Source organism: Bacillus sp. S3, assembly GCF_005154805.1.
Lineage (GTDB): Bacteria > Bacillota > Bacilli > Bacillales > Cytobacillaceae > Neobacillus.
Genome location: NZ_CP039727.1, coordinates 3,743,136 through 3,757,489, shown reverse-complemented (window position 1 = coordinate 3,757,489; position 14,354 = coordinate 3,743,136). Strand labels below are relative to the sequence as shown.

Sequence of the window (14,354 nt, the reverse complement as noted above, 5' to 3'; positions counted from 1 at the left end):
ACGCTTAGCGAAAAAGGTTTCAAAAAAGAAAATGAAAACGTTATTTCTTGTCATCAGGAAATGTTATGGTACGATAATTTGTGTAAGGGTTGGTGAAATATATGCTAAGTGAGTCGCTTTTATTCCTATTACTTTTATTAGTGATTGGCTTTATCGCCAAAAATAGTTCGTTAATGATTGCTATTGCCGTATTGCTTTTAATAAAGATTAGCGGAATGGATGCAAAATCTTTTACTTTTTTACAAACAAAGGGAATAAATTGGGGTGTTACGATTATAACCATTGCTGTTTTAGCTCCAATAGCCAGTGGAGATATAGGGTTTAAAGATTTATCAGGAGCTTTTAAAACGCCATTTGCCTGGATTGCCCTCATCTCCGGGATGCTTGTGGCTTTACTGGCAAAGGGAGGGGTAAAGCTATTGACCGATGACCCCCAGATCACAACGGCATTGGTGCTCGGCACCATTCTTTCTGTATCCATCTTTAAGGGTGTGGCAGTTGGCCCTCTGATTGGGGCAGGTATAGCCTATGCCGCTATGAGAATTTTTGGGTTATTTAGCTAGATTTTTTGTAAAATAATATTTTTTTTGTATTTTTCAACTCCTTTTCGTTCACAAAAATTTGATAATTGTTTATAATAGGCTTGTAAGCGTATCCTTTTTTACATAAACCATATATAAATGCTGATTTACTTGTAAAATAATTTTTTTATTATGAATGAAAAGGAAAACACATTGTGTTGCGGAAATCCCGAGCAATCGCTCAGTCATGTAAAAAGAAGTTCGCGCAAATTGGAATTTTTTCTTGATTTGCAAACGAGTAATGGGGAAATTAGAATGTAAAGGAGAGATTAGTATGACAGTAACACGCGGTCTTGAAGGGGTAGTGGCAACAACTTCCTCCATCAGCTCAATTATTGATGACACATTAACATATGTTGGCTACGACATTGATGATTTAGCTGTAAATGCTAGCTTTGAAGAGGTAATCTATTTATTATGGCATCGAAAATTACCGAATGCTGAACAGTTAGCTGAATTAAAACAACAGCTTTCAGAAAATTACGCACTTCCGCAAGAAGTGATTGAACACTTTAAAATGTACCCGATTCAAACAGTACATCCAATGGCGGCACTGCGTTCAGCAGTTTCTTTATTAGGATTATATGATGATGAAGCAGATCTTATGGATGAGGAAGCCAATTATCGAAAAGCAGTTCGCCTTCAAGCAAAAATGCCTGCGATTGTAACAACCTTCGCTCGTGTTAGAAAAGGGCTCGAACCGATTGCTCCAAGACAGGATCTAAGCTTTGCAGCGAATTTCTTATATATGCTTACCGGCGAAGAGCCTAAAGCAATTGCGGTAGAAGCCATGAATAAGGCACTCGTCTTACATGCAGATCATGAATTAAATGCTTCGACTTTTACTGCACGTGTATGTGTAGCTACATTATCTGATGTCTATTCTGGTGTAACAGCCGCCATTGGCGCATTAAAAGGACCCTTGCACGGTGGTGCCAATGAGGCAGTGATGAAAATGCTGACTGAAATCGGCACACTTGAAAATGTTGAGCCATATGTTCGCGGTAAGCTGGAAAACAAAGAAAAGATCATGGGCTTTGGCCACAGGGTATACCGTAAAGGCGACCCTCGTGCAAAACACCTTAAAGAAATGTCCAAAAAGTTAACAGAATTAACTGGTGAGCCACACTGGTTCGATATGTCTGTTAAGATCCAAGACATCGTTACAGGTGAAAAGAATTTACCGCCAAACGTTGATTTCTATTCTGCTTCTGTTTATCATAGCTTGGGAATTGACCACGACTTAATGACACCAATCTTTGCAGTAAGCCGTGTATCCGGATGGCTGGCACATATTTTAGAGCAATATGAAAACAATCGTTTAATCCGTCCTCGTGCAGAATACACTGGACCTGGAATGCAAAAATATGTTCCTATCGAGCAAAGAGGATAATATTTTACTTTCTTTCGAAAAATTGGTTCAATTAGATTGTATGAAAAAGGTTAGGGGTTCTGCCCGCTAACCTTTGATTCAGTCATTGGCAATGACAAAGGGTTTTTACATATCAGGAGGGAGAATCAACTATGCTAGGCGAAAAAATCACGGTAACAAATGGAGTTTTAAATGTACCAAACAATCCCATTATCCCATTTATTGAAGGGGACGGTATCGGACCAGATATCTGGGCAGCATCTGAAAGAGTTTTAAATGCAGCGGTTGAAAAAGCTTATAAAGGTGAACGTAAATTAGTATGGAAAGAAGTTTTAGCTGGTGAAAAGGCATTTAACCAAACGGGTGAATGGCTCCCATCAGAAACACTTGATGTAATTAATGAATATTTGATTGCCATTAAAGGACCTTTAACTACTCCAGTCGGCGGCGGAATTCGTTCATTGAATGTTGCACTTCGTCAAGAATTGGATTTATTTGTCTGCTTGCGTCCTGTAAGATGGTTTGAAGGTGTTCCTTCGCCAGTAAAGCGTCCGCAAGACACTGACATGGTCATCTTCCGTGAAAATACTGAAGATATCTATGCTGGGATCGAGTATGAAAAAGGCACTGAAGCAGTTAAAAAGGTCATCGACTTTCTGCAAAACGAAATGGGTGTTAATAAAATCAGATTCCCTGAAACGTCAGGTATCGGTATTAAGCCTGTTTCTGAAGAAGGTACATCTCGTCTAGTACGCGCAGCTATTAACTATGCAATTAAAGAAGGCCGTAAATCCGTTACACTCGTGCATAAAGGAAATATCATGAAATTTACTGAAGGCGCGTTTAAAAACTGGGGTTATGAGTTAGCAGAAAAGGAATTTGGCGATAAAGTCTTTACATGGGCTCAATATGATCGCATTAAGGCTGAGCAAGGATCGGACGCTGCTAACAAGGCACAAGCAGATGCAGAAGCTGCCGGCAAAATCGTTGTAAAGGATGCTATTGCCGATATTTTCTTACAACAAATCCTTACTCGCCCTCGTGAGTTTGATGTTGTAGCTACTATGAACTTAAACGGCGACTTCATTTCAGATGCACTTGCAGCACAAGTTGGCGGAATTGGAATTGCTCCGGGAGCTAATATCAACTATGAAACTGGGCATGCCATTTTTGAAGCAACACATGGTACGGCACCTAAATATGCAGGCCTTGATAAAGTAAATCCTTCATCTGTTATTTTATCAGGTGTGTTAATGCTTGAGCACTTAGGCTGGAATGAAGCAGCTACAATGGTTATTAAATCAGTAGAAAAAACAATTGCTTCCAAAGTTGTGACGTATGATTTTGCGCGTTTAATGGAAGGTGCAACAGAAGTGAAAACTTCAGAATTTGCTGATGAGCTAATCAAAAATATGGAATAAGCAGGACTTGGGCTGTTTGTGGACGGCCCAAGCAATTTCATTTACATAAAAGGGGAGAGCTTGCAATGTCATTAAAACGTAAAAAGATTTCTGTAATCGGCGGCGGTTTTACTGGAGCTACTACTGCATTTTTACTTGCTCAAAAGGAACTTGGCGATGTTGTTTTAGTTGATATCGCTCCAATGGAAAACCCTACAAAGGGTAAAGCATTAGATATGCTAGAAGCAAGTCCTGTCCAAGGCTTTGATGCAAATATTACTGGTACTTCTAATTACGAAGATACCCGCGAATCTGATATCGTTGTCATTACTGCAGGTATTGCACGTAAACCCGGCATGAGCCGTGACGATTTAGTGCAAACAAATCAAAAGGTAATGAAAAGTGTGACGCAAGAGATTGTGAAATATTCTCCTAACTGTACCATCGTTGTGTTAACTAACCCTGTTGATGCCATGACTTATACTGTTTTTAAAGAATCAGGTTTCCCTAAAAACCGTGTAATTGGTCAATCAGGTGTGCTTGATACTGCCCGTTTCCGTACATTTGTTGCTCAAGAATTAAACCTATCTGTTAAGGATGTGACTGGTTTCGTTCTTGGCGGACATGGAGACGACATGGTTCCTCTTGTACGTTACTCATATGCCGGTGGTATTCCATTAGAAACATTAATTTCTAAAGACCGTTTAGAGGCAATTGTGGAACGTACTAGAAAAGGCGGCGGCGAGATTGTAAATCTTCTAGGTAACGGAAGTGCTTATTATGCACCGGCAGCTTCTTTAGTTGAGATGTGTGAAGCAATCCTTAAGGATCAACGTCGCGTTTTACCGTCCATTGCCTACCTTGAAGGGGAATTTGGCTATGAAGGCATTTACCTTGGGGTTCCAACAATCCTTGGCGCAAATGGTATTGAAAAAGTAATCGAATTAGATCTTACTGCAGACGAAAAGGCAGCATTAGACAAATCAGTTGAATCTGTCCGAAATGTAATGCAAGTATTAGCATAATAGTTATGAGAAAATTCGGGGTCCTAAAAGAGTCCCCGAATTTCTTTAATCATTTTGGTGAAATCGCTTACAATAGGGGTGGGATTTAATGCTTTTAGGAAAAAAAAGAAAGTTAGGTCGAAGAATTGAAGAAATCACGGTTGGCGAAAAGTTATTGTTAACGGAAAAAATCGAAGACAAGGATATCCTTTTATATTTAGGACTGACCGATGATGCGAATCCCCTTTACATTCAACATGACTATGCATCGCAAACTCCATTTGAAAAACCAATTGTCCCAAGTATCATGCTAACCGGAATGATTACCTCAGCCATCTCAAAATATTTACCAGGGCCAGGAAGTCATATCATAAGCCAAGAAATTGAGTTTCCGAAACCAGTCTATCATTACAGCACCGTCGAATTTTTGTTTGAGATCACGGAAGTGGAGCGCAGTGAGCATAATGTGGTCATGAGTGTTGTAGGGACGAATGAAAAAAATGAAACAGTCATTAACGGTAAAATCAAAGTTTGCCCGCCGCACCGGTTGGAAGAGATACATGGGAGGGTGTTAGAGAATTTTTAAAAAAGGAATGTGCAGACATTCCTTTTTTTGTTGCAGAAAATGACTATTTTGTTTTCATAAAAAAACTGCCAACCCTAAAAACTAGATTAACCCCATTCCTTATATATATAATGAAGATAACTTGGGCAAAGTGGGGGATTGTATGAAAAATAAAGTACTTGTTGTTGATGATGAACAGTCAATTGTTACCTTACTGCAATATAATTTGGAGCAGGCAGGATTTGAAGTGATTACTGCAATGGATGGAAAAGTGGGAAAACAGTTGGCAGAAACTGAGTCACCTGATATTATCGTTTTGGATCTTATGCTGCCAAATATAGATGGTATGGAAGTATGTAAACAGCTTCGCCAAAAAAATATTATGATTCCTATTTTAATGTTAACTGCAAAAGACGATGAGCTTGATAAAATATTGGGCCTTGAGCTTGGCGCGGATGATTACATGGTTAAACCATTCAGTCCGAGAGAAGTCATTGCCCGAGTTAAGGCAATTTTAAGAAGAACACAGGTTCAAACGGAAACGGTTGAAGAAAATGAGCAAGCAGAAGAACAAATCGTAATTGGAAAATTAACCATTTATCCTGAAAAATATGAAGCTTATTTTAGGGAAAATCTTCTGGAGTTAACACTAAAAGAGTTTGAATTGCTCCATTACCTTGCACAAAATAAGGGCAGAGTATTAACACGTGATCAATTGCTTAGCTCTGTTTGGAATTATGATTTTGCTGGCGATACTAGAATTGTGGATGTCCATATTTCACATCTTCGAGAAAAAATTGAAGAGGAAACAAAAAAGCCCGTCTACATTAAAACCATTCGTGGCCTTGGCTACAAACTGGAGGAGCCTAAAGGAGAATGACAAAATTCCGAACAAGGCTATTAATTGCCCTAATCACCTTGATTATTATTGTATTAGTCGGATTAGGCATATTACTTGGCCAGTTGTTTAAAAGTTATTACTTGCAATCGTTCAATGAACGGCTGAAAATAGAACGGAATCTTCTCATTACATATATTGAGGAAACTGGCGGAGTTTCCTCTTTTAATAAAAAGGACGTATTAAAGTTCAGTGAGATGTTAGATGTTCGGGCAACCATAACAAATCCTGAAGGAAAGATTTTATACGATAGCGGCGGGGATCACGGCAGTAGTAAAAACGATACGATCGCTCTCAACGAAATCATTCAAGATGTCATAAAGAAAAAACCGAAGAAAGAGGATCGGTTAGAAGAAGGCGCCGACTTTGACCTTCATTATTATTGGAAGCCGATTAAAAAGGACGGCCAGAAAGAAGGATACATATTCCTGAGCACAAAAACAAATGAGGTTTATCAAGCATATGGGCAAATTTGGTGGATTCTTTCCCTGAGTCTTGGAATTGCCTTCATTTCGATCATCTATCTTGGAATTAATATTACAACGAGGTATACAAAACCAATTGAATCGGCAACAAATGTTGCAATTGAATTAGCTAACGGGAACTATCGTGCCCGAACATCTGTTGATCGGCTCGATGAAACAGGGATGCTTGGTACATCCATCAATATGCTGGCAGAAAACCTTCAAGAGCTAACAAAGGCACATGAGATGCAGCAGGATCGCCTAAGTGTTTTGATTGAGAATATGGGAGTGGGGTTAGTTTTAATCGATAGCCGCGGCTATATTAATCTCATCAATAAAGCCTATAGTGAGATTTTTCATGACAATTCAAAAGATCACTTATTTAAACTTTATTATGAAGTCATTGAAAATGAGGAAATCTGTCAGTTGATTGCAGAAGTATTTCGGACAGAACAAAAGGTAAGTAAACAATTACTAATCCCGTTTTGGATTGAACGGAGATATTTTGTCGTTTACGGGGTGCCGATTATTGGAACAAACAATGTCTGGAAAGGGGTATTGCTCGTATTCCAAGATATAACAGAGTTGAAAAAATTAGAGCAAATGCGCAAAGACTTTGTTGCCAATGTGTCACACGAACTAAAAACGCCTGTTACATCTATCAAAGGGTTTACTGAGACCCTTATGGATGGAGCGATGAATAACAAAGAGACATTGGAAGCATTTCTTTCGATTATTTTAAAAGAGAGCGACCGGCTCCAAACACTAATTCAAGATTTGCTGGAGCTTTCCAAAATTGAGCAGCAAGGATTCCAATTAAATATTCAGGACGTCGACTTGCGAGAGCTCCTAGAAGAAGTGATCACCCTTCTTACCGGAAAGGCAGAGGCGAAAAACATTCATCTTGAATTTTATTGTAAGCTGAATGAATTGCTGGTAAAAGGTGATCCCGATCGCTTAAAACAAGTATTTATTAACCTAATCGGCAATGCCATTACCTATACTCCAGCAGAAGGGGATGTGAAAATTATCCTCCTGGACTGTAAAGAAAATGTCCGAATCCATGTAAAAGACTCTGGAGTTGGAATAAATGAAGAAGAAATTCCGCGGATTTTCGAACGATTCTACCGGGTTGACCGTGCGAGAAGCCGTAATTCGGGCGGGACAGGTTTAGGTTTAGCGATCGTGAAACATTTAATTGAAGCCCATCATGGGCACATAAGCGTTAAAAGTAAAGTGGGCGAAGGCAGTGAATTTATTATCGAGTTTCAAAAGAATTGATGTTTGGATGGTGAAAATGAATGGAAAAGAAAAAGCTTGTACTGATTGACGGGAATAGTATCGCCTATCGAGCATTTTTTGCATTACCGTTGCTTAATAACGATAAAGGAATCCATACAAATGCAGTATATGGTTTTACGATGATGCTGATGAAAATTTTGGAGGATGAAAAGCCAACACATTTGCTCGTCGCCTTCGATGCCGGAAAAACAACCTTTCGTCATAAAACCTTTACCGAATACAAAGGCGGCAGACAAAAAACCCCGCCGGAATTATCCGAGCAATTCCCGTTTATTCGCGAATTACTTGATGCCTACGGAATTTCAAGGTATGAGCTTGAAAACTACGAGGCCGATGATATTATTGGTACCCTTTCCTTAACAGCCGAAAAAGAAGGTTATGAAGTAAAAGTGATTTCCGGCGATAAAGATTTAACCCAGCTCACTTCCGACGCAACTACTGTTGGGATTACCCGGAAAGGGATTACGGATATTGAAGAGTATACACCGGATCACGTGGCTGAAAAATATGGCCTTTCACCGTTGCAAATAATTGATATGAAGGGCTTAATGGGAGATACCTCCGATAATATTCCCGGGGTTCCGGGTGTTGGAGAAAAGACGGCAATTAAGCTGTTAAAAGAGTTTAAAACCCTAGAAAAATTGTTAGATTCAATTGATCAAGTCAGCGGCAATAAATTAAAGGAAAAACTGGAAGAGTTTAAAGATCAGGCTTTGATGAGCAAAGAACTTGCTACGATTGAGCGGCAGGCACCAGTAGAAGTTAATTTGGATACGATTTCCTATGAGGGATTCGAAAGAGAAAAACTAGTGGCCCTATTTAAGGAATTAGGTTTTCATTCATTATTGGATAGGCTTGGCGAGGATTCTTCAGTAACCGAAGAGCAAGAGCTTGAAGACGTGGAATATGTCACTCCGTCAGAAATAACGGATGAAATATTTGCCGATACTAATTATTTTTACGTTGAGATGCTCGAGGATAATTATCATTTTGCTGAGATCATTGGCTTTTCGCTCGTAAATGAAAAAGGACACTTTTATTTACCGACAGAGCAAGCATTGAAATCAGCAGCATTTAAAAAATGGGCAGAGGATGAAGGAAAGAAAAAGATCGTCTATGATGCGAAGCGATCAGAGGTGTCTTTAAGAAGGCAGGATATCCATTTAAAAGGATCCGCCTTTGATATTTTAATGGCTTCCTACCTTATCAATCCATCCGAGAATATTGAAGATCTCGCCGCAATAGCGAAAAGATACGATATCCACAACATCCAATCGGATGAATCGTTTTATGGCAAAGGGGCGAAGCGGAAGGTTCCAGAAGATTCAAAGCTTGCCGAACATCTCGTCCGAAAAAGCCTGGCCATGTCTGACTTAAAGGAAAAACTAGAAGATGAGTTAAGAACAAACGAACAATATGAATTATTTACCGAGCTTGAAATGCCACTATCTCTCATTTTAGCTGATATGGAGTCATGCGGGATTAAAGTGGAGCAGCAGCGCCTGCAGATGATGGGAAAAGAACTAAATGAGCGCCTGATTGAAATTGAAGAGAGAATTTGTGAATTAGCCGGGGAAAAGTTTAATATTAACTCCCCCAAACAATTAGGGGTTATCTTATTTGAAAAGTTGGGCCTTCATTCGTTTAAGAAAACGAAAACAGGTCATTCGACATCTGCGGATGTGTTGGAAAAATTAGCCGATGATCACGAAATCATTGAGTATATTCTTCTTTACCGCCAGCTTGGAAAACTTCAGTCCACGTATATTGAGGGACTGTTAAAAGTTATTGATCCTAAATCAGAAAAAGTTCATACAAGGTACCAACAAACCTTAACGGCGACGGGCAGACTAAGTTCAATTGATCCAAACCTGCAAAATATTCCGATCCGCCTTGAAGAAGGGAGGAAGATTCGCCAGGCATTTGTACCCTCGGAGGAGGGCTGGGTGATTTTTGCTGCGGACTATTCGCAAATTGAACTGCGCGTGCTTGCGGACATTGCGGGAGATGAAAAACTGATTCAGGCCTTTAAGGATAACATGGATATTCATACAAAAACCGCGATGGAGGTTTTCCACGTTGATAAAGATGAAGTAACCTCCAACATGAGACGCCATGCCAAGGCAGTAAACTTTGGAATCGTTTACGGCATAAGTGATTACGGACTTTCACAATCATTAGGCATCACCAGAAAAGAGGCCGGCCATTTCATTGAGCGATATCTAAACAGCTACCCAGGGGTAAAGGAATATATGGATGACATTGTTCACGAAGCAAGGCAAAAAGGATATGTATCGACATTGCTTCATAGGAGAAGATACATCCCTGAAATTACTAGCCGTAATTTTAACATCAGAAGTTTTGCAGAAAGAACTGCGATGAACACGCCCATTCAAGGGAGTGCCGCTGATATCATTAAAAAAGCAATGATTGATATGGATGAAGCCTTAAAGGATCGAGGGCTAAAGACACGGCTGTTACTTCAGGTCCATGATGAATTGATTTTTGAAGCACCTGAAGAGGAAGTGGAGATCTTAAAAAAGTTAGTCCCTAGCGTAATGGAGAATGCGCTCGAACTGAAGGTGCCATTAAAAGTAGACTATTCTTATGGTCCAACTTGGTTTGATGCGAAATAAAACACAGCAAGGGGGACACTGAACATGCCGGAGCTTCCTGAGGTAGAAACGGTACGAAAAACATTAAAGAAATTAGTTGTTAAGAAAACAATTCAAAATATATCTGTCTTCTGGCCTAAAATTATTAAAAGTCCCGTTGAGGTTGAACAATTCATTGATGCCTTAAAAGGGGAAACGATTGTTGATGTAGGCAGGAGAGGGAAATTTTTAATCATATATACAGAGGAATTTGCTTTAGTCTCCCATTTAAGAATGGAAGGGAAGTATGGACTTTACCCTAATAACGTGCCGTATGATAAACATACGCATGTTATTTTCCACTTTACTGATGATACGGAATTAAGATACCGGGACGTTCGAAAGTTTGGGACGATGCATCTATACAAGAAGGGTGATGAATTTCAAAAACCGCCTTTATTTGATCTCGGGCCTGAACCCTTTTCATCGGAATTTACTGAGCAGTATTTGGCAGGAGTGCTCAAAAAGACGAATAGGAAAGTAAAATCAGCCTTACTTGATCAAAAACTCTTTGTCGGGCTTGGCAACATCTATGTGGATGAGGCACTTTTTCGAGCAGGAATCCATCCGGAACGTTTGGCCAGTACGCTAAATGAAAAGGAAATTACCGTCCTTCACCAAGAAATTGTGGCTACATTAAGTGAAGCAGTCAAAAAGGGTGGGAGTACAATCCGCTCCTATGTTAATTCGCAAGGAGAAATCGGAATGTTTCAGCTTGAATTGTACGCCTACGGCCGGAAAGGCGAACCATGTAAAAAATGCGGCAGGCCTTTGGAGAAAATGACGGTAGGGGGCAGAGGGACACATTTTTGCCCGAATTGCCAGCAGCTTGAACAGACCCCATCCAAGTAAATATTGATGAACCAGGATTAACACCTTGGATGGGCTCCTTCCATATACTATCGTAGTGATTGGAAGGAAGGAGTCAAAGACTAATGGTTCAGTTGTTCTCACTTCTCATATTAGCTTTTGCTCTCAGTCTTGACAGCTTTAGCGTCGGGTTTACCTATGGGCTGCGGCAAATGGTAATGCCGTTTAAGTCAATACTCATAATAGCAACATGCTCGGCCGTCTCATTAATGATTGCTGTGTCAATCGGACATGGTCTTGAAAAGGTGCTGTCACCGGGCATTACATCAAGCCTAGGGGGAATCATTCTAATTGCCCTTGGTGCCTGGGTATTGTACCAATTTTTTCGTCCGGAAAAAGAAAAAGAAGTTTTAAAACATGAAAAAACCATCATCAATTTTGAAATCCGCTCCCTAGGCTTAGCCATTAATATTCTGAAAAAGCCGATGTCCGCTGATTTTGACAAATCTGGAACGATTACGGGGATTGAAGCGTTTATGCTTGGCTTTGCCTTGTCCTTAGATTCATTTGGTGCGGGAATTGGAGCGGCTATGCTTGGGTTCTCCCCGTTTTATTTAGCCTTTACTGTTGCGATTATGAGCTCATTATTTGTGCTTTTAGGGATTAAAAGTGGAACCTTCTTTCGTAAATTTGATTGGATCCAAAGGTTTTCGTTTTTACCAGGGATTCTTTTAATTATTATTGGAATATGGAAGCTATAGTGGTCTAGAAAGGAAACGAGCATGACACTAGTTATCGGGTTAACAGGCGGTATTGCCAGTGGAAAAAGTACCGTATCAAACATGTTTAAAGAAATGGATATAACAGTAATCGATGCCGATGTTGAAGCACGCCTGGCGGTGGAAAAAGGGGAACCTGCATACTACAAAATCATCGCTGCATTTGGACGTGAAATTTTAAAGGAAGATGGCGAAATTGATCGCCCTATACTCGGTTCAATTATTTTCCATCATGCAGAGAAGAGACAGCTTTTAAATGAAATGACCCACCCGGAAGTTAGAAAAAGAATGATGGAACAAGTTGAAAAGGCAAAAAAAAACCATGAAAAAGTAGTAGTTTTAGATATCCCTTTGTTATTTGAAAGTAAACTAACATATCTGGCGGATAAAACCATTCTTGTATATGTGGACAATGAAATACAATTGCATAGATTAATGGCAAGAAATCATTTTACGCTGGATGAAGCTGAAGCGAGAATCCGTTCGCAAATGCCGCTGTCTGAAAAAGTAGCACTCGCAGATGCGGTGATTTATAACAATGGGTCTATTACCGAAACAAAAAAACAGCTCATGGAAGTACTGATAAATTGGAAAATTAATATCGAATAATGGTAAAGAGAAGGAGCCCCAGCGGCTCCTTCTTTCTTTTTTTGGGGTTAATAAGTGATCAGAGTAAAAAACATAAATAATTCCGCATTTTATTCATCACAATTTCACTTAATTGTGTTATACTAATTACAACAATACAAGTTAAAAGTATAACATTAATGCGGAAGGGGCCGTAAAATGATGACGAAGATTGCAATTAATGGTTTTGGGAGAATTGGAAGGATGGTTTTCAGAAAAGCAATCCTTGAAAATAAACTGGAGGTTGTAGCAATTAATGCGAGCTATCCTGCAGAAACATTAGCACATTTAATTAAATATGACACAAACCATGGACCATTCCAAGGTGATGTGATTGCTTTAGATGATGAGTTAATTGTTAATGGAAGAAGAATTAAACTATTAAGCAGCCGAAATCCTGGAGAGCTTCCATGGAAAGAGCTTGGGATTGACATTGTGATTGAGGCAACTGGAAAATTTAATGCAAGGGAACAAGCAGCCCTTCACTTAGATGCTGGAGCAAAAAAGGTGATTTTGACTGCTCCGGGGAAAAATGAAGATATTACTATCGTAATGGGTGTGAATGATGAAAAACTTGATGTTACGATGCATGATGTTATTTCAAATGCTTCATGTACAACGAACTGCCTTGCACCCGTTGCAAAGGTATTGGACGAGAAGTTTGGGATTGAAAGCGGCCTGATGACAACAATCCATGCCTATACAAACGATCAAAAGAATATCGATAATCCACATAAGGATTTACGGAGAGCGCGTGCATGTGGACAATCCATTATTCCGACATCAACTGGTGCGGCAAAAGCATTATCACTTGTGTTGCCACAGCTGAAAGGGAAATTACATGGGATGTCACTTCGTGTACCTACGCCTAATGTTTCACTCGTAGATCTGGTTGTGGATTTGAAACAAGATGTAACTGTTGAAGATATTAATCATGCATTTATTGAAGCGTCAAACGGTTCATTAAAAGGCATTCTTGATTTCACGATGGAGCCGCTTGTATCGGTTGATTTTAATACAAATGAACATTCAGCGATAATTGACGGTCTTTCAACAATGGTATTGGGGGCAAGAAAGGTGAAAGTTTTGGCTTGGTACGATAATGAGTGGGGGTACTCTTCAAGGGTCGTTGATCTAGCCCTCTACGTAGCAGAACAAATTGCCGATGCTTCCAAGGTCAAGGTTGGCTAAAAACAAAATAAATAAAAAAATGCTGTCAAATGACAGCGTTTTTTTATGTGAACACTCTTACATGTTTATCTTTATAAAAATTAATTTGGTAGGTTGCAAAATAAATATAAACAAAGTATACTAGTCATCGTGAACTTCTTGAAATCAGGTAGCGATTAATTACTTAAAGGGTTAGGACCTCTTTGGACTAACTTTCCCCCGTGGTAGTTACTAAGATACCGTCAATAGCAGGATTTCAAGAAACAATCATAAAAGCTAAAAGGGGGAAAAATGAATATGGAAACAATGGGCCGTCACGTAATCTCTGAGCTTTGGGGTTGCGATTTTGAAAAATTAAATGATTTGGATTTTATTGAAACAACTTTTGTCGAAGCTGCGCTTAAATCAGGTGCTGAAATTCGTGAGGTAGCATTTCATAAATTTGCCCCACAAGGTGTCAGCGGTGTCGTTATTATTTCGGAATCACACCTAACCATCCACAGTTTTCCTGAACACGGATATGCGAGTATCGATGTGTATACATGCGGTGATTTAAATCCGAATGTAGCTGCTGATTATATTGCTGAAGCATTAAATGCTCAAACACGTGAAAATATTGAAATCCCGCGTGGAATGGGTCCTGTACATGTAAAACAGGCAAAGGCTCTGTAATCTTAATTAAAATAAATAGTCAAGAGGTGTACCAATTGTACACCTCTTTTTATATT

General features: G+C 39.5%; 13 protein-coding genes. All 13 read left to right on the top strand.

Going from position 1 to position 14,354, the window contains the following annotated elements:
• The first annotated feature begins 101 nt into the window (after positions 1-101).
• The 13 genes from FAY30_RS18285 to speD all read left to right on the top strand — a co-directional run bounded on the left by FAY30_RS18285 (position 102) and on the right by speD (position 14,298).
• Positions 102-563 (top strand): DUF441 domain-containing protein, encoded by a 462-nt coding sequence (locus FAY30_RS18285; RefSeq protein ID WP_149872765.1) that lies wholly within the window; start codon positions 102-104, stop codon positions 561-563.
• Between the two features lie 292 nt (positions 564-855).
• Positions 856-1,974, top strand: coding sequence for a citrate synthase (gene citZ / locus FAY30_RS18280; RefSeq protein ID WP_149871225.1), 1,119 nt, complete (start codon positions 856-858; stop codon positions 1,972-1,974).
• A gap of 131 nt (positions 1,975-2,105) precedes the next feature.
• The gene (icd, locus tag FAY30_RS18275; RefSeq protein ID WP_149871224.1) at positions 2,106-3,374 is read left to right on the top strand and encodes an NADP-dependent isocitrate dehydrogenase; all 1,269 of its coding nucleotides are present in this window, start codon (positions 2,106-2,108) and stop codon (positions 3,372-3,374) included.
• Between the two features lie 65 nt (positions 3,375-3,439).
• The gene (mdh, locus tag FAY30_RS18270; protein ID WP_149871223.1) at positions 3,440-4,378 is read left to right on the top strand and encodes a malate dehydrogenase; all 939 of its coding nucleotides are present in this window, start codon (positions 3,440-3,442) and stop codon (positions 4,376-4,378) included.
• 88 nt (positions 4,379-4,466) lie between these two features.
• Entirely contained in the window at positions 4,467-4,943 is a 477-nt protein-coding gene (locus FAY30_RS18265) for a MaoC family dehydratase (RefSeq protein ID WP_149871222.1), read from the top strand.
• Between the two features lie 142 nt (positions 4,944-5,085).
• Positions 5,086-5,802, top strand: a complete 717-nt coding sequence (locus FAY30_RS18260) for a response regulator transcription factor (protein WP_149871221.1) — start codon at positions 5,086-5,088, stop codon at positions 5,800-5,802.
• Positions 5,799-7,565 (top strand): two-component system histidine kinase PnpS, encoded by a 1,767-nt coding sequence (gene pnpS / locus FAY30_RS18255; protein ID WP_149871220.1) that lies wholly within the window; start codon positions 5,799-5,801, stop codon positions 7,563-7,565. Before FAY30_RS18260 ends, pnpS begins: the two co-directional genes overlap by 4 nt.
• Positions 7,566-7,585: 20 nt before the next feature.
• Positions 7,586-10,222, top strand: a complete 2,637-nt coding sequence (gene polA / locus FAY30_RS18250) for a DNA polymerase I (protein ID WP_149871219.1) — start codon at positions 7,586-7,588, stop codon at positions 10,220-10,222.
• 24 nt (positions 10,223-10,246) lie between these two features.
• A complete protein-coding gene (gene mutM, locus FAY30_RS18245) occupies positions 10,247-11,092 on the top strand; it encodes a DNA-formamidopyrimidine glycosylase (RefSeq protein WP_149871218.1) in 846 nt (281 codons plus the stop codon).
• An 83-nt stretch (positions 11,093-11,175) separates the two neighbouring features.
• Positions 11,176-11,811, top strand: coding sequence for a sporulation membrane protein YtaF (ytaF, locus tag FAY30_RS18240; protein ID WP_149871217.1), 636 nt, complete (start codon positions 11,176-11,178; stop codon positions 11,809-11,811).
• A 21-nt stretch (positions 11,812-11,832) separates the two neighbouring features.
• The gene (coaE, locus tag FAY30_RS18235) at positions 11,833-12,438 is read left to right on the top strand and encodes a dephospho-CoA kinase (protein WP_149871216.1); all 606 of its coding nucleotides are present in this window, start codon (positions 11,833-11,835) and stop codon (positions 12,436-12,438) included.
• A 177-nt stretch (positions 12,439-12,615) separates the two neighbouring features.
• On the top strand, positions 12,616-13,647 hold the full coding sequence (locus FAY30_RS18230; protein WP_149871215.1) for a glyceraldehyde-3-phosphate dehydrogenase: 1,032 nt from the start codon (positions 12,616-12,618) through the stop codon (positions 13,645-13,647).
• A gap of 276 nt (positions 13,648-13,923) precedes the next feature.
• On the top strand, positions 13,924-14,298 hold the full coding sequence (gene speD, locus FAY30_RS18225; protein WP_149872764.1) for an adenosylmethionine decarboxylase: 375 nt from the start codon (positions 13,924-13,926) through the stop codon (positions 14,296-14,298).
• The last annotated feature ends 56 nt before the right edge of the window (positions 14,299-14,354 follow it).

Excerpts from the sequence above, each read along its gene's own strand:
- FAY30_RS18285 (WP_149872765.1), top strand. The coding sequence starts at position 102 with ATGCTAAGTGAGTCGCTTTTATTCCTATTACTTTTATTAGTGATTGGC.
- citZ (WP_149871225.1), top strand. The coding sequence starts at position 856 with ATGACAGTAACACGCGGTCTTGAAGGGGTAGTGGCAACAACTTCCTCC.
- icd (WP_149871224.1), top strand. The coding sequence starts at position 2,106 with ATGCTAGGCGAAAAAATCACGGTAACAAATGGAGTTTTAAATGTACCA.
- mdh (WP_149871223.1), top strand. The coding sequence starts at position 3,440 with ATGTCATTAAAACGTAAAAAGATTTCTGTAATCGGCGGCGGTTTTACT.
- FAY30_RS18265 (WP_149871222.1), top strand. The coding sequence starts at position 4,467 with ATGCTTTTAGGAAAAAAAAGAAAGTTAGGTCGAAGAATTGAAGAAATC.
- FAY30_RS18260 (WP_149871221.1), top strand. The coding sequence starts at position 5,086 with ATGAAAAATAAAGTACTTGTTGTTGATGATGAACAGTCAATTGTTACC.
- pnpS (WP_149871220.1), top strand. The coding sequence starts at position 5,799 with ATGACAAAATTCCGAACAAGGCTATTAATTGCCCTAATCACCTTGATT.
- polA (WP_149871219.1), top strand. The coding sequence starts at position 7,586 with ATGGAAAAGAAAAAGCTTGTACTGATTGACGGGAATAGTATCGCCTAT.
- mutM (WP_149871218.1), top strand. The coding sequence starts at position 10,247 with ATGCCGGAGCTTCCTGAGGTAGAAACGGTACGAAAAACATTAAAGAAA.
- ytaF (WP_149871217.1), top strand. The coding sequence starts at position 11,176 with ATGGTTCAGTTGTTCTCACTTCTCATATTAGCTTTTGCTCTCAGTCTT.
- coaE (WP_149871216.1), top strand. The coding sequence starts at position 11,833 with ATGACACTAGTTATCGGGTTAACAGGCGGTATTGCCAGTGGAAAAAGT.
- FAY30_RS18230 (WP_149871215.1), top strand. The coding sequence starts at position 12,616 with ATGATGACGAAGATTGCAATTAATGGTTTTGGGAGAATTGGAAGGATG.
- speD (WP_149872764.1), top strand. The coding sequence starts at position 13,924 with ATGGAAACAATGGGCCGTCACGTAATCTCTGAGCTTTGGGGTTGCGAT.